Source organism: Candidatus Hydrogenedentota bacterium (assembly GCA_019637335.1).
Lineage (GTDB): Bacteria > Hydrogenedentota > Hydrogenedentia > Hydrogenedentales > JAEUWI01 > JAEUWI01.
The window spans coordinates 24500-45313 of sequence record JAHBVV010000002.1 but is presented as its reverse complement, the minus strand read 5'-3'; the positions used below and the strand labels follow the sequence as shown (position 1 = coordinate 45313).

Genomic DNA, 20814 nt, shown 5'->3' with positions numbered 1-20814 from the left:
GGCGGCTCAACGGCGCGCGGCGGCTATACCCGGATTTCGTCGCCGGAATCGTGCGATTCGTGCGGTTCGGGCGGTCCCGCGAGCTCGATGGTGCTCTGCTCGGTTCGCACGTAGGTTTTGCGCATGTTTTCGGCGTCGCTGTCGGTGAGGATGCGCCCGCGGGGCGTTCCGGCATCGTCGTCGAGGAGGTGGCGCCAGGCGCAAATCAGCACGCCGGGGGAGAAACAGCCGCGAATTCTTGCGCCGCCCACGGCCCAGCCGCGCAGGACATGATCCGGGAGCGAGACGGTGTATTCGTTCCAGAGCTTTTCCCGCAACTGCTCGATGCGCAACTGGACTTCCTTGGCCGCGACGAGATACCCGGCCATGCGGGAGAGGCGGTTTTCCATGACCCGCTGCAACAGGCGGACGTAGCGATCGTTGGAGCGCTGCCGGAAGACGTCCATGTTCGGGCGCTTGCGCGCGGCGGCGAGCAGTTGCTTGAGCATTTCCACGCGGGAGCACTCGGCCTTGGCGCGCTCGATCAGGGCGGCGCGGACGACGGTCTTCTCGATGGCGTCTTCCTCGCGGCTGATGACGCCGCGAAGTTCCTTGTTTTTCTCCTCCAGTTCGCCGCATTTCTCCACCAGCCGGGTGAGGACCTGTTCCACCCCCTGAAGTTCGAGGCCCTTGCGCTGGAGTTTTCGCCCGAGATAGAGGATTTCTTCCTTGTCCTTTTCGAGTTCCGGGTCGATGCTTCCCTCGGTGGCGAGCATCGCGAGTTCCCGGCGGAGATCGTCGAGGGTCGCCTGCTCTTCATTGGAGGAGGAGGCGGCGTCCACGAATTCCTGCTTCATGGTGCTCATAAGATTGATCCGGTCTTCGGCCGCGGCCATGATCGCGCGCCCGCCGGCGATCAGGCGTTCGAGGACCGACTGGCGGCGCCGCAAGCGCTGGATTTCCTGGATCCGGTCCTGCGCATCGCCCTCGCCGAGGATATAGAGGAGCACGTTGCCGGCGAAGTCGTCGGCCTCCCGCTCCGTCATTTCGATCAATTCCTCCAGGCTCGTGAGGCGCTGGCGCAGCTTCATGGCCGAGTTGTGCAGCTTGCCGGCTTCGAGGGACAGCACCTCGCCATAATCCTGACAGGACAGGCCGCGGACGAGGCAGATGCGGAGCCGGTGGTTGTCGGAGTTGATGAAGTTTCGGGCTTCGGCCCACTCTGTCGCGAAGATGTCGCCCCCTTCGTACTTGCCTTCGACGAGCAGCTTGCGGGCCAGGCATCGGCCCTGGACGACGTCGCCCGCGATCTCGATTTCGCGGCTGGCGAAGATCATCTTCGGGCTCTGGGCGGATTTCGCGCGGACGCTGGCTTCCTTCGAAACGACGATCGCCTGGTTCACGATGTCTTTGGCGCACACGCTGCCGCGGCGGGCCACGACGACGCCGCCGATGTTGTCCAGAATTTCACAGCCCACGGTGGCGGCGACATTTCCGAGGACGCTGCCGCGCACGTGGCAACTGCCCTGATCCACGACCACGGTGCATCCCGATGGCACATCCGTCATGACGCGGATATCGCCTTCGCGCATGTATACCGGGCCGCGGATTGGCACGCTGAGTCCGCCGAAGGTGCGGACGTCCCGCGCCTCGGCGGCGCGCAGATCGTCTTCGGTGATGACGGCGAGGCGGCGGCCCAGGGCGGGGCAGCCCGGCTCAAGCGCTTTCTTCCGGCGGGCCTGCTCAATCTCGCGCATGAAGGGCGCAAGACAGGAGAGTACGCGCCGGAAGATGTGCAGCTTGCCGGAGCGGCGCGCGAGGCCGGCGGCGAAATAGAGGAGATCGAGCTCGTCGCGCTGCAAGCGGGCGATATCGCCTTCGGAGAGTTCCTTGATGAGCTTCCGCACCAGGGGCTGCTGCCGGTAGCCCATGGTGTCGGTGCGCGGGGCCTCCACGTTCTTCACCCATTCGTCGAAGGCCTGCCGGAGGCCGGCGAACCGCTCCTGAATCTCCTGATCTTCCTCATGCGACTCGTACCACGCCGCGCAGATGGCGACATCTTCGAGATAAAGGGCCGCAATCTGATCGGGGGGCAGTCCTATCACATAGTTTGCGAGGCGTTCGTACATCGTCAGGCCGCCGGGGTTCCTGGCGCCGGTTGCGCCAGCCGCACACACCGTTTCAGGTTGATTTCGTAGGGCGGTTGGATCAGGCCGTACTCGGTTATGATGCCAGAAATCATGCCGGCGGGTGTTACATCAAACGCGGGATTGTAGACCGCGACGCCTTCGGGCGCCAGGCGCTCCCCGCGCCAGTGCGTGATCTCCTCCGGGGCCCGCTGCTCGATGGGGATTCCCGAACCGTCCGCCAGCGCGGGATCGAGCGTGCTTGAGGGGATGGCCACATAGAAGGGGAGGTTGTGTGCGCGCGCGATTACGGCGAGCCCGTAGGTCCCGATCTTGTTCGCGGCGTCGCCGTTCATGGCCACGCGGTCGGCCCCCACGATCACCAGATCGATCTTGCCTTCCCGCATCAGCACCGCGGCCATGCTGTCGCAGATGAGCGTCACGTCGATGCCGTTCTGCTGGAGCTCCCAGGCGGTCAGCCGCGCGCCCTGGAGGAGGGGGCGTGTTTCATCCGCGTACACGTGGAATTGACGGCCCGCTTCTTTCGCGTGGTACAGGGGGGCGAGCGCGGTTCCCTCGCCGCCGGTTGCTAGCGCGCCCGCGTTGCAGTGGGTCAGGATTCCGGCGCCCTCGCGGACCAGGTTCGCGCCCGCTTCCCCGATGCGGCGGCCGGTCTCCAGATCTTCGGCGAGTATGGCTTCCGCCTCCGTTTCCAGGCGATCAAAGAACGCCGCGGGCGTCGCGGCGGGATCCACGGCGCGGCTTACCGCGCGCATGCGGTCGAGCGCCCAGAACAGGTTCACCGCGGTGGGGCGGGAAGAGGCGAGGTAGTCCGCGATTTCCTCCACGGCGGCCCGGGCCGGCGCGAGGGATGCCGGGGCGCGCTCGATCAGGCCGACGAGCACGCCGAACGCCGCGCATATGCCGATGGCGGGCGCACCGCGCACCTGGAGGGTCTGGATCGCGTTCCACACGGCGGCAAGCGAATGCAGCGTCTCCAAGCGGTGCTCGCCCGGCAGCCGGGTCTGCTCGATGATGGTAAGCGCTCTGTTTTCCCAGACAACGGGTCTAAGCAAGGTGCTGCTCCTTTGCCTCGCATTACGGCTATGCTACCCTAACGCGGTCGCCAATACAAACAAGCGACGGTTTGCGAGAATTATCACTTTTCAGGTTTAACGGCTTGCGCATGCCGGGCTTACCCTGGTTGAGAAGAGGGAATTATGTGGAAACGGATTGGATTCGGCGCTCTTATCGTCTGCATCGCGGTGGTCGCACCGGCGGAATCGCCGAACTGGACGCCGGTGCGCGATTCGGTGTACCTCCAGGAAGTTGGTCGGCAGATCCCGTCGGACAAGCCGGTGTGGGCGGTGGCGGAACTTGATGGCGCGGTCTATGGCGGCTTCGGGGATGGCGTTCGGATTGTGGGCGCGGGCGATCGCTTCGAGCCGGCGCCGGGCGCGCCGGCGGAGTATGTCGAGCGGATGCGCGTGATCGACGGGGCGCTGTGGACGTTGACCAAGACCGGGCTGCACCGCTTTGACGGCGCGCGCTGGACCCGGATCGCGGAAGGGCGCTATGTGGGTATCGTGCGGCACGCGGGGGAACTGGTGGTGGCGTCGCCGGGGGCGCTGTACCGGGTGGCGGGGGATGGCCTGGCGCCGATCCCGGGCGCGGAGGCAAGCCCGGGGCCGATCCAGGCGATCACGAGTTATGCGGAGACGATTTACTGCCTGGCCTACGACCGCCTCTTCACCTTCGACGGGCGCGCGTATAGCCACGGGGATGTGGTGGATTTCGGCGCGTTTCCCTCGAAGGACCTGCGGGACGTGCTCGCGGTGGGGAGCCGGTTGATCGTGGCGTCGCATGCGGGGCTGGGCGTGCTGCGGGGGAGCGCGGCGACGCAGATCCTCGGGTCCGACGGGCTGCCCTACGAGGAGAGCGTGGCGCTGGCGCCGGGCTTCGCGCGGGACTTCTGGATGGCGGGGACGCGCGGGGCGGTGCGCGTGCTGGAGGATGACTTCCACTACTTCGCCGGGGCGCGCTGGCTGCCGGATGACCGGGTGAACGCGATCCATGCGTCGGACGACACCGTATACATCGCCACGAACAAGGGCCTGGGCATCGTGCGGTATGAGCCGTGGACGCTGCGGAAGAAAGCCGCCTACTACGAGCGGCGCCTGGAGGCGTGGGGCCAAAAGCGGATGGCCTTTGTGCACAAGCTGGAGTGGAACGAGGCGGCGGGGGAATGGCGCCGGGAAGTCAGCGACAACGACGTGGGCTGGAGCACGCATTACTGGGCGGCGCAGGCCTTCAAATACGCCGCGACGGGCGACGAGCAAGCGCGGCGCGAGGCGGTGGCCGGGTTCAACGCGCTGAAGTGGTCGGAAGAGATCACGCCGATTCCCGGCTTTCCCGCGCGATCGCTCTGGGCGGCGGGAGAAACGGGTCACCGCGCCGAGGGCGGGTCCGGGGGTTTCCCCGCGGAGTGGAACCCGACGCCGGACGGCCAGTGGGCCTGGAAGGGGGACACGTCGAGCGACGAGATCGACGCGCATTTCTACTACGCGAGTATCTTCCACGATCGCGTGGCGAATGATCGGGAGAAGGCGCTCGTGCGCGAGCACATCCACCGGATCATGTCGCACATCATGGACAGCGGGTGGTCCCTGCGGGATCTGGACGGCGAGCCGACGGTCTGGGGGCGGTGGGACCCGGAATACTTCGCGAGCGAGCGGGGCGGCCACGCGCGGGGCCTGAACGGGCTCGAGGTGCTCAATTACCTCCGCACGGCCATCCACCTGACGGGCGACCCGAAGTTCGAGGCGGGGCTGGAGGAGCTGGTCGGGCGCGGCTACCACCGCGAGGTCATCCGCCAGAAGCTGACGGCGCCGGCGTACCTCTTCGATTCCGACGACCGCCTGGCCTTTTTCACGTATTACCCCCTGCTGCGGTATGAGACCGACCCCTACCTGCGATCCTACTACCGCCGCAGCCTGGAGCGCAGCTTCGAGATTGAGCGGATCGAGCAGATTCCCTGGTTCAACTTCATCTACGGCGCCGTCACCGGCAACGACTGCGAGATCCCCCAGGCCGTCAAGCATCTCCGCGAGTGGCCCCTCGACCTGGTCAGCCATGCGTGGGACAACTCCTACCGCGCCGATCGCCTCCCGCCGCGCGGCTACATCCCCTATGCGCGCCGCGGGCGGCCGTACTCGCCGCGTTCCCGCGGGGCCATCCGATGGACGGACTCCTCGCTCGACGTGCGCGGGGGGCATGGCGGGCGCGAAGTCGCCGATCCCTCCGGCTGGCTCGACGCCTACTGGATGGCCCGCTGCCACGGGATGATCCTCCCGCCCGACACCGACGACCCCGCGCACCTCGAGCCCCCCGCGATCCAGCCGGGCCAGGGCGCGCCCCCCTACGACGGCCCGCCGATGCCCTGGGTGATTGGGGCGGAATAGTGCGGCGTGTGTGGGGGCGCTCGGAAGGGGAGGATGGAATCGTTGTCTGGACCTATTTTGCCCAGAGAGTTCGGCGCTCGCGCATTGTTGTTAGACTCTGGGTTTGCCCTGCTCTGTGTCGTTATTGGCGGAATTTCTTTATATGACGTACGGGAGATGGTTTGGTAGGATGCGCTTGATCGCATTAGCATGGCCCGGATGCGAACTACTAGACTGGGCAGAGGAATTTCCACAATGAATAGAAGAAACAAGAAGTTGGGTATCGGGCTGGCGTTCCTCTTGTTGCTGATCGCGCTCGGAACAATTCCGTATTTCAGGTCGGATACAGCCGATGTGCGCGTACCGAGCTCTGATTCAACGGCGCCTGGCCACGCAGTCGAGACGTCAGTACCAGATTCTGGCCCTCGTGATTCGCAGGCCGGTCAAAACATTGCGATTGTTGATGCGCCAGATTTATCAAAATTACTAGCCAAATATGACTATAGTGTAGAGGAGAAAGCAGAATCTCTTCAAAGGCTATTCGAGTTGAGTGAGAGCGGTTTCCCCGAGCCCACGCCACAATCTGATCATTTGACCGAGAGGTGGAATAGGGGGGAATTCGATTTAATTTCGGCGTTAGCGGACGATCGGCTCGCTAAGGACCCTAATGACATAGTGGGGCTGCTCTTGAGCTGGGAATTGGCCGGCTTACGATTGGAGGTAGATTTGTATTTTGACTATTGCAAGAGAATTTTGGGCAAATTAGATAGTGTCAATGGCGAACATTTCGATCCACTTAAACCTACCCTGGTTGGCCAGATCGCGACTCCGATTCCAGGACTTAGAAACCTGAGTCGGGACGAGCTAGCGAAGTTGCAGGCAGCAAATCACGCGATGATCGAGGAAGGGGAGCTTCCCAGGCGAGAGCTTAGTGTTTCTATATATCTGAATGCACTGGAGTTAGGCGGTTTTTTCGACATCAATTAATCAAAAGGAGGAGTAATAGGAACAGCCATCTATTACGAACTACTACCTGCCTCTGAGTTGGGCTAACTCGATAACCAGAGTTGCTCGTATCGTCGTGGCGGGAGCGCCGCGCCCTATCGTGAGGCCGGGACGGAACCGCAGGGGCTCTGTATCCAGGGGTATCGCCTGGGCGCAATGAAAGCCTTGTCGCGTTCAGCGGGGCGCGTGCCCGGGGCGGGCTAATGACGGGCGGCGCGCTTGTGTTAGGTTGCGGGTATGGCAGTTTTCGGGAATGCGGCGGAATGGCGAGAAAGGAGAGGCTCATGGACGGCGCGACGAGACGTTCGGAAGGTCGAGGGCGACGCCTGTGGCGGTGGGACGCGGGTTTTGTGGTGCGCGGCGGACGATGCCTGGGGGCAGGAAGTGCGAAGTGGGAACTTGTAGGGCATGGATGTCCCTATTATTGTGCTGGCACGAAGTATCAGTGGTCGTCATGGATTGTGAGCCTGATTGCGCTGGGACTGTGCGCGACCGGCTGCGTTTCCAACACTAACAGCCAAAGCACGAAGCTTGGCGGAATTGAGGGAACGCTTGAAGCTGCTGGGCGGGGCGATGTGGAAGCACAGTTTCTACTTGGCCTCAGTTATAAGAATGGGTGGGACGTTCCCGAAGACTTCGCAGAGGCTGTCCGATGGTACAGGGCGGCTGCTGAGCAAGGGCACAAAAACGCGCAGTTTGAGCTCGGCTCCATATATCGCACTGGGGACGGTGTTGAGCAAAATGTCGCAGAGGCTATCAAATGGTACACGCATGCGGCTAAGCAGGGTATGGTTAGTGCGCAGTATAATCTGGGTGTTATATATGGGACAGGAGAGGGCATCGAGAAGAATCACGCGCAGGCTGTCAAGTGGTACAAATGCGCCGCAGAACAGGGTATGGTCACTGCGCAGTATAACGTGGGTGTCTATTACGCGAAGGGCGAGGGGGTTGAGAAGGATAGCGCGCAGGCTGTCCGATGGTATAGGGCCGCCGCTGATCAGGGGCTTGCGGAGGCGCAACTTTTTCTTGGTTCAATGTATTTCTATGGAGAAGGTGTTTCCAAGGATACGGCTGAGGCGGCGAGGTGGATTGGCCTCGCCGCGGAGAAGGGAAACGCGAACGCACAGTTCAATTTTGGCATCATGCACAGGAATGGGGAGGGGGTTGCCAAGGATTCCATCGAGGCGGTCAGATGGTTTAGAGCCGCGGCGGAGCAGGGTGTCCGGGAGGCGCAGTACTCTCTCGCCGTCATGTTGCGTGATGGGGAGGGTGTTGAGCCGAGCCTCGCCGAGGCGGCTATATGGTTTAGAGAAGCGTCGGTGCGCGGCCTCGCGGATGCGCAACTAAAGCTCGGTTACATGCACGCGGTAGGTGAAGGTGTTGCCACGGATTCCACGGAGGCTGCGAGATGGTTTAGGGCTGCCGCGGAGCAGGGTGAAGCGTATGCGCAGTTCAATCTTGCCTCCGTGTTGAGGGTCGGGAAGGGCGTTGAGAAAAATGTTGTTGAAGCGTTCATGTGGTACCACCTGGCAACCGCGAAGATTTCACGCGCGGGGTCAGAGCGAGACTCTCTCGCAATGGAAATGGCCCCAGACCAAATCGAAGAGGCCAAACGCCGCGCATCGGAGTTTACGCCGAGGAAGTGGGAAGAAGTGAAGCCACAGTAGCTTTGAGTATGAGATTCCGGCACACAATGTCCTCTATATCTGCCCGCCTTCACGCGACACTTTCGCCGTCCCCAGGCTTGCACGCATCGTGGCGCCGGGGGCGCCGCACCCTATCGTGCAGCGGGAGGGGGGGGGGAGTCCAGCGCATCCATGTTCACGGGCATTCTTTGATGGGGAAGTATGCCTTGCCCCGATCGGCGGGGCGCGTACACCGGGGGGCTATTGACGGGCGGGCGCGCTTGTGCTACGTTGCGGGTATGGCAGTTCTTGGCAAGCGGCGGATCAGCGAGAAAGGGTGAATCTATCGATAACTACTAGGTTAACAGACGAGGGATTGGGTTATCCAGGCGTCGGTTTGTTAGTATGTAAGGAGCAGTTTAAATGCCCGAGCGAATAAGAAATACCAGACTCTTACAGAGACCTCTTGCGTTTACGGTTTGGATGGTTGCAATAACCAGTCTCTTCGCTTGTGACGCGGCTCTGGCATTTCCAACGAGGTCTTATTTCAGAATCGACGTGAATGTAAGCGCGGTTTTTGATCTCCAAGAACCTGCACAGGGTGGCATGCTGTCGGTTGTCAACCTGTCAGACGATGTGTTTGAAGAAATTATTGTTCCGACGTCGGAAGGGGAATCTCCTGAGTCAATTGGCGGAAGAATCGCCGACGAGTTGTTGGGCACCGAGACTTCAAAGTTAATGCCAACAATTGCTTTTCCTCCCGATTACGATTTCGAAGCTCTGCGAAGACTATGGCGGACGGAAGGTGCAGTCGCAATTTATGGGCGACCTGGGGAGGTGGTCATCGGAGGTACTGAGACGGGCCTGGGCATATTGCCGCCCGTGGGAAGTCTCAGTGCTTTCTATGATGAGCAGCGACGCGAGTACAACTTTCGTTGGCATGAGAAAAGTGAGTATACCCACGTTTACGTCCGTCGCCTTGGGAAGCAGCGCGGCGGGCCGGCGGCCAAGTCTCGCGTCCTCGGCGATGTTATTCCATTCCACACCAGCACCGAGAAGGAGTATAGTGAATTCAGACGGCGACCGTACTACGTGGTCGGCTTTCGGAATGGGTTGCCGACGAACGCGTCGTACATCGTGGTCGATCAGCGGGAGCAAGTCGATGGTTTCATTGGTCCGTTTACCAACAATATCACGACAAATTGGACCGGCTGGTCCACGGAAGCCGATACCGTTAATTTCTTGGAGAAGCCGTTCTCGGATGACTGGTTGGCGCCGCCGCTTGATTCCGGCAGGGCGAACGTTCGGCGTAGCGCGCAGCTGGTTCTTAGCGACAGGACCGGTGGCCAGGGAGGCCTGTACCGCTCGTTCATCGCCCAGACGCCTGGAAAGATCTATCGGCCATCGATTCGTTATCGGGTGATGGAAGAAGCGGCGGATTTTGCGGGGGAGTGGTCCTTCGATATCATGGTTGGCGCGATTTCAATGGGCCGCTCCTATGAGCTGGACGAGGCGACGCGGGTCCGGGATGCGGACGCCTGGAGCGAACTGGCGTCGAGCGCATCGCACGTCAGGACGTGGCGCGCCGACCATAGCGCCGGCGACGCGGGCGCGTGGGTGGTCAGCGAAACCGGCTCGGGCGGGAGCTCTGTTCCGCAGAAAGACATCAAGCTGGATGAGGAGAGAACCGCAATCTTTATTTGCGTGCGATTGACGGGTCTCAAGCCCAATGGCATTGCCATGGACAGTGTGCGTTTGCAGGATGTGACGGAGTCTGGCGTGCATTGAAACAAAGATGAAGGATGCGTGTCCGACGCGTGGACTCCAGAGCATGCGGGAGATAATTGCCCTGCCGGATCGACACCGTCAGATGAGGAGCAGTGATGAAGCGTTTGGATGTGGGATTTATACTGGGTCGGCGTCAACAGTTTAAAGCGATACTTGTATTTTGCCTAATGCCGCTATGTGGCACTGGAAGCGCACGAATTACGGAGATCTACAACAATACGATTCTGGAGAATAGCGCAGTTCTGACCTTTCTGAGCTCTGCATCGGGAGGTGAACTGCACGTCGTCAATCTATCAAACGACACCGAGGAGGAGGCGCGGCTTCGCGTTCAAGTTCAGACTGATCCGGAATTGTCGTCGAGCGCAGTGAGCCATATGCTTGCCGACGAACTGCTCAACCCGATTCACGTCATGCTGATGCCTTCTGCACCTCGTTCTCGAAGTATAGACCGTCATTTCTACCGAGAGCGGTGGAAGGCGGCAGGATCGATAAGACTCTATGGGGATCAGGGCGAAATCGTTCTTGGCGGTACGGAAACGGGCTTGGGGATACTCCCACCGGTGGGTAGCGTGAGCGCAGCATACAATGGAGCCTCCCGTGAGTACAGTTTTCGGTGGCACGAGAAAAGCGACTACGACGAGGTCTACGTCCGCCGGTTCGGGAAGCAGCGCGGTGGGCCGGCGACCAAGTTTCGCGGTATCAACGATGGTATTCCTTTTTACACAACCTCCAAAAGGGAATGTGATGAGTTTCCTCGCAGACCGTACTACGTGGTCGCTTTTCAGAATGGGATGCCGACGAATGCGTCATATATCATGGTCGATCAGCACGAGCAGCTCGATAGTTTCTTCGGCCCGTTTACAAACAATATCACGACAAACTGGACCGGCTGGTCTTTGGAGCCGGCGGGGGTGACGTTTGACGAAAGGCCGTTCTCGGATGACTGGTTGGCGCCGCCGCTTGATTCCGGCAGGGCGAACGTTCGGCGTAGCGCGCAGCTGGTTCTTAGCGACAGGACCGGTGGCCAGGGAGGCCTGTACCGCTCGTTCATCGCCCAGACGCCTGGAAAGATCTATCGGCCATCGATTCGTTATCGGGTGATGGAAGAAGCGGCGGATTTTGCGGGGGAGTGGTCCTTCGATATCATGGTTGGCGCGATTTCAATGGACCGCTCCTATGAGCTGGACGAGGCGACGCGGGTCCGGGATGCGGACGCCTGGAGCGAACTGGCGTCGAGCGCATCGCACGTCAGGACGTGGCGCGCCGACCATAGCGCCGGCGACGCGGGCGCGTGGGTGGTCAGCGAAACCGGCTCGGGCGGGAGCTCTGTTCCGCAGAAAGACATCAAGCTGGATGAGGAGAGACCCGCAATCTTTATTTGCGTGCGATTGACGGGTCTCAAGCCCAATGGCATTGCCATGGACAGTGTGCGTTTGCAGGATGTGACGGAGTCTGGCGTGCATTGAAACAAAGATGAAGGATGCGTGTCCGACGCGTGGACTCCAGGGACAATGCAAGAGAAGATACATGGAAGAACGCGGGGCGGAACCGGGAATGCTTTGTGGAGAAGGAGGAGGTGACGATCTGGATCCGGTCGGGCTCGAAGTTGACCCCGCTGGCGGTGGTCCTGGAGGGCGCGGAGGTGGGCGTATCCTCGGGCGGCGGCTTTCGGGTCCTGGGCACGGAGAGCTTCGTGAGCAGGTTGGAAGCTCAACTCGGCCGCCGCCTCCGCGCGCTGGCCACCGGCCAGGGGCTTTTGACGTGCGGGCCGGCATATGCTATGTTGCACCTGCGGCAGTTTTACGCAAAGCGGCGCAAATTGCGAGAAAGGCAGCACCTATGAACGGCGCGAGGAGACGTTCGGGCTTACGGGGACGGTGGCTCTATCGCCAGCGCGCCCTCTCTGCCGTGCGTCCGGCAAGGGGGGGGTCCGGCAGGGAAAAGGGGCATCCGGAGAAAATGGGTGGCTGTCCCCATTATGTCCTCTTTTTCTATTCTGAATCAGACCAGACTTGATGTGCAAGAAAGTGGTTGTGTCGTACTGCACGACGGAGGCCGAGATGAATCGCACTGTTTTGCTGCTATGCGCGAGTTTTCTTGCTGGATATGTCTTAGCGGGTGGGCTGTTGGGTGAACTGAATGAGGACGCAATAGGCCTTGTTGCAGCAGCATTCGTTGGTGCTTTTTTATACGGAGTGGCGTATCAGTTTTTTATGCATTTTAATAGCCATAGAGTTGACAAAAAGAAAAGGTGTGAAAGCAAAAAGAATTAGGTATAAAACTGTAGGAAGAAATAGGGACAGCTACGAATGGCGCTTACATAAGCGTATCAGGTTCTATTCCTTAGGCTTACGCTGCTTTACCCCCGTGGTGGTGTTCTCCAGTATGGCTAGGAAATAAGGGACAGCCACCTATTCTTAACGAATCTCCGGATCCGCGCTATACTCTTCCCCATGCCAAGACTTGCTCGCATCGTGGTGGCGGGGCAGCCCCACCGCATCACCCAGAGTGGCAGCTATCCGCCTCCGGCGGACCTTCGGCCGTGAGGCGGTACCGGATCCGTATCCACGGCCACTGCCTGATGAGGAATCCGCCTACGGCGGACCTTCGGCGACGGCACAAGCGCTACAGCCAGTATGTCAACCAATTCCACAAGCGCAGCGGGCATCTCTGGCTGGGGCGGTTCCACTCCTGCGCGCTGGACGAGCCGCACTACGGCTAGGCGATGCACTACGTCGAGCAGAACCCCGACCGCGCGAAGATGGTGCGGATGCGCGGCGCTATCCGTGGTACAGCGCGTCGGCGCATGTGGGGGAGCGAAAGGACGACGGCCTGCACGACCTCGACCGCCGGCGCGACGCCCACGGCGTCGAGGCCCGCTGGCGCGATGTGCTGGCGCGACGTGCTGGCGCGACGTGCTGGCGCGACGTGCTGGCGCAGGGAATCGACCCCGATTTTGCCGAGGCCTTCCCGCCGGAACACGCATACCGGCCGCCCCCTGGGCACGGCCAGCTTCCCGAGCAGGTTGGAAGCCCAACTCGGCCGCCGCCTCCGCGCGCTGGCCGTGGGCCGCCTGCGGAGGGTGAAGACGGGTGACAGTTGGCAGTTGACAGTTGACAGTTGACAGTTGGCACAGGGGTGGTGAAAGGGTGGGTCATGCAGGATGTCCGGCTTTCTGGGAGTTGATCCGCCCGTGTGGGGTGGTTGTGGCGGTGTTGGGTTGGTGTTGCTCCTGGCACACGAGTCCGCTTGCGGCGGAATCGCGAGGCACGGGGGTTTGAGAGGGTTGGAGAAGGGTGGGGTGTTGTGGTGTCGGGGGCTATTGTTGCGTCGGGCAGGATGCCCAACCCGCCTGCGGCGGACTTTTAGCCTCCTTTGCGCCGCTCGTGTGGGGTGTTGATGGAGGTGGTGGGTTGGTGTTGCTCCTGGCACACGAAGGCGCTGGGGCGCCATCGCGTGGCACGGGAGGGGTGGTCGTTGCCAGTTGACAGTTGACAGTTGACAGTTGACAGTTGAAAGTTGCCAGTTGACAGTTGACAGTTGACAGTTGACAGTTTATACCGGACTGCGGTGGTGGGCGTGAACGTGTGGGTCGGGTATTGCACGGGCGAGGCTTGGGGGCTTGTCCGTGGCACGCTTGGGGTGATGGTGGGCGGACGGGGGATAACTCTGGCCGGGACGTACCCCCGCTTGGTGGGGTTTGTGGGTGGGGTTGGGTGTGTGGTTTGGACGTTGGGTGTTGTGGGTTGGGTTTGGCGTTTGTGCGGCGGTACGTCCCTTGATTGGGCTGGTGGTATTGCACGGGCGAGGCTTGGGGGCTTGTCTGTGGCACACCTGGGTGATGGTGGGCGGAGGGGGGATGGGGCGGGCCGGGAGATGGTGGTCACGTGTTGTGGACAGGATGCTGTTTTATTGGCTTTCTTGTTGGAGCGCCGCGTAATGGCGGTCTACTTCGGCGACGAGCCGTTGGAGTAGGGTTTCGGCGTGGCGGTCTCGGATGAGGCGGGCGGATTGGCCGGACCAGAGGGCGGTGCAGTCTTCGTTGCCGTGGGCCTGGGCGATTTCGCGGAGGGGGCGAATGAGCTGGGCCTGGATGGGATAGGGCAAGGTGGGTTCCGGGTTTTCGCGGTAGGCGGCGGTGACGCGGTTGGGGATGCCGCGGGCGAGGCGTCCGGAGAAGGCGCGTGTGAGGATGGTGTGCCAGGCGCGTTCGCTGCGCAGGGCGTGGCGGTGGCGCCCGGCGGCGTTGGACTCTTCGCAGGCGAGGAAGGCGGTTCCGATTTGTACGCCGGCGGCTCCGAGCGCGAGCGCGGCGACGATCCCGCGGCCGTCGGCGATGCCGCCGGCGGCGATCACGGGGACGCGGACGGCGTCGGCGACCTGGGGCACAAGCGCGAAGAGCCCCATGAGGGAATCTTCGGCGGATCGCAGGAAGGACATGCGGTGCCCGCCGGCTTCAAAACCGGATGCGACGATGGCGTCGACGCCGGCGCGGTCGAGTGCCACGGCCTCGTCGACCGTAGTGGCTCCGCCGACCGTGATGATGTTGCGTTCACGGCATTGCCGGAGCAAGTCGGGATCGGGCACGCCGTATATGAAACTGAATACGGGGGGCGCGGCGTCGAGGAGGGCTTGCGCCTGGGCCGTGAAGTCGTGGGGCGCGAACGGTTCGGGCCGGGGCGGTTCGACGCCGAGTTCGCGGTAGAGCGGGAGGAGCGGCTGCAGGGCGCGATCGAATTGAGCCTGGAGGTTGGGGTCGCGGGCGTCCGGGTCTTCGGTGCTGACCCAGAGGTTGATGGCGAAGGGTTTGTCGGTGCGGGCGCGGATATCGTCGCAGAGGGGCCCGATTTCGTGTGGGGCGAGGTTCATGGCGCCGAAGGAGCCGAGCCCGCCGGCGTTGGAGACGGCGGCGACGAGTTCGGGCGAGGAGGAGCCGCCGCCGAAGGGCCCCTGGACGATGGGGTAGCGGATGTTGAGGAGGCGGGTGAGGGGGGTGTGGTTCCACATGGGCGGTTCTCCGGAGGTTGGCCGCGGGACTAGGGACTACAGGGACAGCAGGGACAGCAGGGACTACAGGGACTACAGGGACTACAGGGACTACAGGGACTACAGGGACGACAGGGACAGCAGGGACTAGGGACTACAGGGACAGCAGGGACTACAGGGACAGCAGGGACTACAGGGACTACAGGGACAGCAGGGACTACAGGGACTACAGGGACAGCAGGGACTACAGGGACTACAGGGACTACAGGGACTACAGGGACTACAGGGACTACAGGGACTACAGGGACTACAGGGACTACAGGGACTAGGGACTAGGGACTACAGGGACTACAGGGACTACAGGGACTACAGGGACTACAGGGACAGCAGGGACAGCAGGGACTACAGGGACTACAGGGACAGCAGGGACTTCAGGGACTTCAGGGACAGCAGGGACTACAGGGACAGCAGGGACAGCAGGGACAGCAGGGACAGCAGGGACCCAAGGGACCAAAAGACTGCTCGACTGCCTGGGACTGCCATTGGCTGGCTCGGGGGCTGGGGCTCCGGGGAACGTTCGGGGAAAATGCGTGGCCCCGGCGCCTGGGTGCGCGCCGGGGCCGGCCAATCGCTTAAATGCCGTCTAGCAGGGCAGTTCCCAGCCTTTGCGGTATTCCTTGCTTACGATTTCTTCGGGGTTCTGGACGTTGGTCACCTTGCCGTTGACGTTGTCCCACTTGAGTTTCGTGCCGGACTTGACGACGAGGTTGCCGAAGTTCACCATTTCGGTGAAGGGTCCGGAGTAGTCGAAGTTGGACGCGGGCTGGACGCCGTTCTTGATGCCGTTGAGCCAGTTGGTGTAGGGGTTCTCATCGGGAATGCGTTCGATGAAGGGATCGGGCATGGTGTACTGATCCATCTTCGAGGCGGGGAGCAGGCGGGTGCGTCCGCCGTATTCGCCGGTGGTGATGAGGCCTTTTTCACCGATGAGGTACGAGCCGTTGGAGATGCCGTTGGCGTTGGTGTCGCCGAGGGGCTCGTCTTTCGGGACGCCTTCGGGCCATTTCGGGCGGTTGTAGATTTCCTCACCGGTGGCGGGGTCCGGCCAGTGTCCGTCGTACCAGTAGACATCCACGGGCGGCATATCGCCGCGTGCCGGGAACGAGTACTTGATGGTGCTCATGATCGGGAAGGTTTCGCTGTTGGCGCCCTTCTGCTCGACCACTTCGACGGTGAAGCTCTCGGCTTCGACGAGCTTGAGGGACATGTAGATGGGGTCCATGATGTGGCAGGCCATGTCGCCGAGTGCGCCGCCGCCGAAGTCCTGCCAGGCGCGCCAGTCGTGGGGGGCGAGGCCGGGGTTGTAGGGGCGCCAGGGCGCGCCGCCGATCCAGCGGTCCCAGTCGAGGGTTTCGGGGGTAACGAGGGGCGGGAGCGGCTGGTCCATACCCTGGTTTGCCCAGACGGGGCGGTGGGTCCAGACGTGGGCTTCTTTTACGTTGCCGATGGCTCCGGTCCAGATCATTTCGCAGAGCACGCGGGCGCCGTCGCCGCAGTGGCCCTGGTTGCCCATCTGCGTCATGACGCCCATCTCTGCGGCGGTGTTCTTGAGGAGGCGGGCTTCGGCGACGGTGTGGGTGAGGGGTTTCTGGACGTAGACGTGTTTGCCCATTTTCATGGCCATGTAGGCGGCGGGGGCGTGGGTGTGGTCCGGCGTGGAGATGGTGAGGGCGTCGATTTCGGGCATAGTCTCGAGCATGTTCCGGAAGTCCTTGAACTTCGGAACGTCGGGGAAGGCCGCGAAGGTGCGCTCGGCGCGTTTCCAGTCGACATCGCAGAGTGCGACGACGTTCTCGCCAGCCTTGGCGCAATTGCCGATGTCCGACGAGCCCTTGCCCCCGGCTCCGATGGCTGCGACGTTGAGTTTTTGATTGGGTGAAATCTTTCCGGGCACGACCCGTGCGTCGTTGGGTGCGGCGGCGGCGAGGGTGGCGGCGGTGGTTGTGGTCGCGGCCAGGAATGCGCGCCGGCTCAGCTGGCTGTCAGACATGGGTTCTCTCCTTGTTGGATCCGGGGCGTGACGGCCCGGGGGTCAGAATTGCACACAGCATACCGTAGTATAGATCGCGGCGGGGCCTGGCGCGAAAGGCGAAATCAACCAGGGCAATCGCCTTTAAACTTCCAACTCGAGCCGAGCGCCACATCAACCACCTTCAATGTTCAAAAGGGCGCGTGTTGGAGCGCTGGCATTTCGCCTGCGGCGAATCCCTGACCTTGCCGGCACAGATGCCGGCGCTCCAAAACGCTCACTATCGTTGATTCAAGGTTCCAAATCGACTCAAGTTTACGCCCATATACCGAGATCGAGTCTAAATGCGATTGCCCTGCCGACTCAACCGGCCTCCTCTCCTCCAGTTTGCGTCTGGGCTTCGCTGCTTGCGTGCACGTCGCGGGCGTCGAAGGGCTCGTAGAGGGAGCGGTAGGCCGCGTAGTTCCCGAGCACTTTCTGCACGTAGTCTTTGGTTTCGGAGAAGGGGATGGCCTCGATGAACTGGTCGAGGTCGTGGTTGGGGAAGCGCTTGCGCCACTTGTCTCGGTTTCCGGGCCCGCCGTTGTAGGAGGCGAGGGTGTCGACGAGGTTGCCGTCCGAGCGCCCGAACATACGGACGAGGTAGTAGGCGCCAAGCCGCAGGGAATTGACGGGCGATTCGAGGTTGGCGACGTGGTCGCGGCTGATGTTCGGATCGACATCGGCCATCCACTTGGCGGTGGAAGGCATCAACTGCATGACGCCGCTGGCTCCCGCGCTGGAGGTGAGGTTCGGGCGGAAAGTGCTTTCCTGCTTCGCGACGGCGAGGATGAGGTAGGGGTCGAGGCCGGCCTCGGCGGCGATGGCCTTGACTTCGTTCCAGTAGGCGAGGGGGTATTCGAGGCGGAGGCGCGCGAGGGAGCGTTTGCCGCCCGCGCCGACGCCCCAACCTTCGTGGACGGCGAACTGGAGGGCGGTGTGGGCGAGGCCGGCCTCGGCGAAGGCGCGGTAGTAGGGTTCCTTGAACTCGATCTTCTCCATGCCCTGGAGGAGGCGAAGCACTTCCCATTCGCTCTCTTCCATGCCGTGGCGCGCGAAGTAGACGAGGCGCCGGTATTCGGCGCTCTCCGCGATCATGGGCGGTATGGGCGGGAGGGGTTCGAGATAGCCGTCGTGGGGGAGGAGCACGGGGTTGACGCCGTCGACCCGCAGATTCACGGGCGGGGCGGCGTCGGGCTTTTCCAGATCGTGGAGGCGTGCGAGCGCGCGGTGCGCCCAGAAGTAGCCGATGGCGTCATCCGCGGCGGCGCCGAGGTAGACGCGCTTGAGGTCGGTATCCTGGCGCACGGCGGGATGGAGGGCGCAGGTGTAGAAGGCTTGCGCGCGGAAGCGGCTGTCGGGGTATTCACGGCCGAGGCGCGCGAGGTAGCCGAGCCCTTTTTCGTGGTTTCCGTGGGAGAGATAGAGCTCGCCGAGCCGGAACAGGGCGTCGTCGGCGCGGAAGTGGCCGCTGCATTTTGAGGGCAGTAATTCGTAGACGCGTTCGGCGTCGGGGATGCGCTCCGCGCGTTCGAGGGCTCCGCCGAGCCACCAGATGGTCTCGCCGGCCTCGCGGGAGGTTGGGTCGAGGTCGATCAGGGCGTTGCACAGCGCTTCGGCGCGCGCGAAATCCCTTTTAGTGGCAAGCATGCGCGTGGCGTAGGCCAGGACGAAGCGGGCCGCGGGGTGATCCCGGTGGAGGCGCAGGACGGCGAGCGCCGCGGCGTCGTTGGCGGGGTCGTCGTCGAGCAATTGCCCGGCCAGGGCGGCGACGAGGCGGGTCTGGTTGGTGTCATCTGGTAGCGCGACGGGGACGCGGGGCAAGTGCTCCTGGATGTCGGTGTAGGCGCTGGAGCGGAGCATGCCGATGAGTGCGGTGGCCTGGTCGAGTGGCGACGGCGAACGCACGAGCACCCGCGATGCGTCCAGGCGAGGGCGGATGAACCAAGTGGTTTCGGCGGTGTTCCGGAGGACGGCGTATCCGGCGAGTGAGGCGTCGCCGGACTGGCGTATGGCCGACTCGCTGAACTGCCAGAGGTAGCGGTCCATCCACCAGGGCGTGGGTGCAATCGTGTCGAAGCCGGACAGGTGCGCGACGACGGAGGCGTCGTCCTTCTGGTCGGCGGCGAGGCGTGCGCGCTTGGCGCGGGCCATGGCCCGCCACGGCCCATCGGGGCCGTCGAGGACGCGCTGCCAGGCGGCCTGGGCGTCTCCGGGCTTGCCCTGCGCGGCGAGCGCCATTCCGATACGCACCTGGGCCCAGGGCTTCAGATCGGGATCGGCCTGGGCGGCGGTTTCGAAGGCGCGTATGGCCACGTCATAGCGTTTGGCGCGAAAGGCCTCGTATCCCTGCAGGTAGGTGTCGGAAGCAGGCAGACTTGTCAGCGCGGAAAGGGTGCAAAGAATGGGTGTAATCCACATAAGGCATTAGACCTGTGCCCGCACGGGGCGGTTACAACATATCAGGGCGGAATCCGAGCTTCTCTCTGTACGATGCCGAGCAGCATGCGCCGGATGGCGGTTGCCCGCCGACTATCCCACAGATTGTGCATTTCCCGGGGATCGACCTGCAAGTCATACAGCATCTCGCCCAGCCCGCCGGGAAGGACGACCCACTTGTAGCGGGGCGTACGCACACCGGCAGCGCGTCCGGCGCCTTGAAAAGTCGTGAAGGGACGGCCCGCGTGCTTTTTGCCGGCAAGCAGGGGCAACAGGGGGCGCGATCGCGGTGCGGCGGCTGCGTCCACCCCGGAGATTTCCAGTAGCGCGGGGACGATGTCGGCCACGGATACGAGGGCGGTCTCCACGGCGTTCCTGCGCTGCCCGGCGAGGCCGGCGATGATGAGCGGCGCGCGCAGGCGCGGGTCCGTAAGGCGTGTTGCCGGGGGATCGTGTTCCGGTTCCAGCGATGCGTGGTCGAGGCCGTGCCCGGAAGTCATGACAATTACGTTGTTGGTGTGGCCGCGGGCCGTGAGGGTGGCCAGAAGGCGTCCGAGCTGGCGGTCGGCGTGGGCGATGGCGGCGTGGTAGCCCGCGAGGAGGGCGCGCCGCCGGTAGAGGGCGGCGCGGCGGGGACGGGCGCCGGCGTCCGGGGCGAGATCCGGGGGGATCTTGATTTTCGCGGGCGGGATCGGGTTTCCGCAGCCGGCGGCGTTGAACGGAAGGCGCAGCGCGGGGAACGCCGCCCACAGGAAGAAGGGCGCGCGCGCCACCTGGCAGAAGCGCACCGCCTGATCGCCGATCCAGGCGGCGAGGTCGGCCTCGTGGGATTCCTCGGTTGGCGCGCGCACGGCGGCAAAGGCCGTTGCGCGGGAATCGGGTTGCGTGGCGACTGCGGCGCAGGTGTCGTAGCCCGTTTCGCGGAGGTGATCGGGGAGGATCCAGGGGGCGTTGGGGGTTGCCGGGCGGGCGCCTTCGGTCGGTGGAAATTCGGGCGATTCTCCGGAGAGACAGGCCCATCCCCCGCCATCTTCCTCTGGAAAGGGGGTGATGGCGTTTTCGAAGCGGACGCCGCTGGCAGCGAGGGCGTCGATGTTTGGGGTGCGCCCGCCGAACTCTCCGGCGCACCCGATGGCGTCGGCGCGGAGGCCGTCGAGGGTGACGAGGATGATGTTGGGGCGGGCCATGGGGTAAAGCCTTCGGGGTGGGTTTTGTGTTGTCTACGTTTGTTCTGGACAGGAGTTATGAAGCGGGCTTTCAGCCCTCATATTCTGTCGAATTTGTCTTCCTGGGCCTCCGGCCCAGGCTGCTATGAAGCGGGCCTTCGGCCCTGGACAGGCGGGACGCCTATTCCGCCT

14 protein-coding genes and 2 pseudogenes are annotated in these 20814 nt (G+C 63.0%); 9 read left to right on the top strand and 7 right to left on the bottom strand.

What is annotated here, in order from left to right; translation table 11 throughout:
• Positions 1 to 23: 23 nt before the first annotated feature.
• Together KF886_03785 and mtnA are read right to left on the bottom strand one after the other, a co-directional pair.
• On the bottom strand, positions 24 to 2108 hold the full coding sequence (locus tag KF886_03785) for a hypothetical protein (protein MBX3176457.1): 2085 nt from the start codon (positions 2106 to 2108) through the stop codon (positions 24 to 26).
• Between the two features lie 2 nt (positions 2109 to 2110).
• Positions 2111 to 3181, bottom strand: a complete 1071-nt coding sequence (mtnA, locus tag KF886_03780; protein ID MBX3176456.1) for an S-methyl-5-thioribose-1-phosphate isomerase — start codon at positions 3179 to 3181, stop codon at positions 2111 to 2113.
• A gap of 144 nt (positions 3182 to 3325) precedes the next feature.
• Between mtnA and KF886_03775 the strand changes: the two genes are divergently transcribed.
• From KF886_03775 to KF886_03745, 7 genes are all read left to right on the top strand, one after another.
• A complete protein-coding gene (locus KF886_03775) occupies positions 3326 to 5566 on the top strand; it encodes a hypothetical protein (protein MBX3176455.1) in 2241 nt (746 codons plus the stop codon).
• 234 nt (positions 5567 to 5800) lie between these two features.
• The gene (locus KF886_03770) at positions 5801 to 6532 is read left to right on the top strand and encodes a hypothetical protein (protein ID MBX3176454.1); all 732 of its coding nucleotides are present in this window, start codon (positions 5801 to 5803) and stop codon (positions 6530 to 6532) included.
• Between the two features lie 479 nt (positions 6533 to 7011).
• Positions 7012 to 8217, top strand: a complete 1206-nt coding sequence (locus KF886_03765) for an SEL1-like repeat protein (protein ID MBX3176453.1) — start codon at positions 7012 to 7014, stop codon at positions 8215 to 8217.
• A 381-nt stretch (positions 8218 to 8598) separates the two neighbouring features.
• Positions 8599 to 9963 carry a hypothetical protein gene (locus tag KF886_03760; GenBank protein MBX3176452.1) on the top strand — a complete coding sequence of 455 codons (1365 nt, stop codon included), beginning with the start codon at positions 8599 to 8601 and terminating at the stop codon, positions 9961 to 9963.
• 95 nt (positions 9964 to 10058) lie between these two features.
• Positions 10059 to 11429 carry a hypothetical protein gene (locus KF886_03755; GenBank protein MBX3176451.1) on the top strand — a complete coding sequence of 457 codons (1371 nt, stop codon included), beginning with the start codon at positions 10059 to 10061 and terminating at the stop codon, positions 11427 to 11429.
• A gap of 14 nt (positions 11430 to 11443) precedes the next feature.
• Positions 11444 to 11806 carry a hypothetical protein gene (locus tag KF886_03750; protein MBX3176450.1) on the top strand — a complete coding sequence of 121 codons (363 nt, stop codon included), beginning with the start codon at positions 11444 to 11446 and terminating at the stop codon, positions 11804 to 11806.
• 217 nt (positions 11807 to 12023) lie between these two features.
• Positions 12024 to 12236, top strand: a complete 213-nt coding sequence (locus KF886_03745; protein ID MBX3176449.1) for a hypothetical protein — start codon at positions 12024 to 12026, stop codon at positions 12234 to 12236.
• Between the two features lie 457 nt (positions 12237 to 12693).
• On the opposite strand, the gene KF886_03740 is transcribed toward KF886_03745, so the two are convergent.
• Together KF886_03740 and KF886_03735 are read right to left on the bottom strand one after the other, a co-directional pair.
• Positions 12694 to 12969: a hypothetical protein gene (locus KF886_03740; GenBank protein MBX3176448.1), complete on the bottom strand. Its 276-nt coding sequence runs from the start codon at positions 12967 to 12969 to the stop codon at positions 12694 to 12696.
• A 903-nt stretch (positions 12970 to 13872) separates the two neighbouring features.
• Complete coding sequence (locus KF886_03735) at positions 13873 to 14970, bottom strand: nitronate monooxygenase (GenBank protein MBX3176447.1); 1098 nt, start codon at positions 14968 to 14970, stop codon at positions 13873 to 13875.
• A 139-nt stretch (positions 14971 to 15109) separates the two neighbouring features.
• Between KF886_03735 and KF886_03730 the strand changes: the two are divergent.
• Both KF886_03730 and KF886_03725 read left to right on the top strand, forming a co-directional pair.
• Positions 15110 to 15274: pseudogene (locus KF886_03730) on the top strand (hypothetical protein).
• 20 nt (positions 15275 to 15294) lie between these two features.
• Positions 15295 to 15585, top strand: a pseudogene (locus KF886_03725) (hypothetical protein).
• Between the two features lie 7 nt (positions 15586 to 15592).
• Here the strand turns inward: KF886_03725 and KF886_03720 are convergent.
• From KF886_03720 to KF886_03710, 3 genes are all read right to left on the bottom strand, one after another.
• Complete coding sequence (locus KF886_03720; protein MBX3176446.1) at positions 15593 to 16999, bottom strand: Gfo/Idh/MocA family oxidoreductase; 1407 nt, start codon at positions 16997 to 16999, stop codon at positions 15593 to 15595.
• 342 nt (positions 17000 to 17341) lie between these two features.
• Entirely contained in the window at positions 17342 to 19438 is a 2097-nt protein-coding gene (locus KF886_03715; protein MBX3176445.1) for a transglycosylase SLT domain-containing protein, read from the bottom strand.
• A 41-nt stretch (positions 19439 to 19479) separates the two neighbouring features.
• Positions 19480 to 20643 carry a sulfatase-like hydrolase/transferase gene (locus KF886_03710; GenBank protein ID MBX3176444.1) on the bottom strand — a complete coding sequence of 388 codons (1164 nt, stop codon included), beginning with the start codon at positions 20641 to 20643 and terminating at the stop codon, positions 19480 to 19482.
• Between the last annotated feature and the right edge of the window lie 171 nt (positions 20644 to 20814).

Bases quoted from the DNA above. Each gene is read 5' to 3' on its own strand.
- KF886_03785 (MBX3176457.1), bottom strand. From the start codon at position 2,108: ATGTACGAACGCCTCGCAAACTATGTGATAGGACTGCCCCCCGATCAG.
- KF886_03735 (MBX3176447.1), bottom strand. From the start codon at position 14,970: ATGTGGAACCACACCCCCCTCACCCGCCTCCTCAACATCCGCTACCCC.
- KF886_03715 (MBX3176445.1), bottom strand. From the start codon at position 19,438: ATGTGGATTACACCCATTCTTTGCACCCTTTCCGCGCTGACAAGTCTG.
- KF886_03745 (MBX3176449.1), top strand. From the start codon at position 12,024: ATGAATCGCACTGTTTTGCTGCTATGCGCGAGTTTTCTTGCTGGATAT.
- KF886_03775 (MBX3176455.1), top strand. From the start codon at position 3,326: ATGTGGAAACGGATTGGATTCGGCGCTCTTATCGTCTGCATCGCGGTG.
- KF886_03750 (MBX3176450.1), top strand. From the start codon at position 11,444: ATGCGTGTCCGACGCGTGGACTCCAGGGACAATGCAAGAGAAGATACA.
- KF886_03710 (MBX3176444.1), bottom strand. From the start codon at position 20,643: ATGGCCCGCCCCAACATCATCCTCGTCACCCTCGACGGCCTCCGCGCC.
- KF886_03760 (MBX3176452.1), top strand. From the start codon at position 8,599: ATGCCCGAGCGAATAAGAAATACCAGACTCTTACAGAGACCTCTTGCG.
- KF886_03755 (MBX3176451.1), top strand. From the start codon at position 10,059: ATGAAGCGTTTGGATGTGGGATTTATACTGGGTCGGCGTCAACAGTTT.
- KF886_03770 (MBX3176454.1), top strand. From the start codon at position 5,801: ATGAATAGAAGAAACAAGAAGTTGGGTATCGGGCTGGCGTTCCTCTTG.
- KF886_03720 (MBX3176446.1), bottom strand. From the start codon at position 16,999: ATGTCTGACAGCCAGCTGAGCCGGCGCGCATTCCTGGCCGCGACCACA.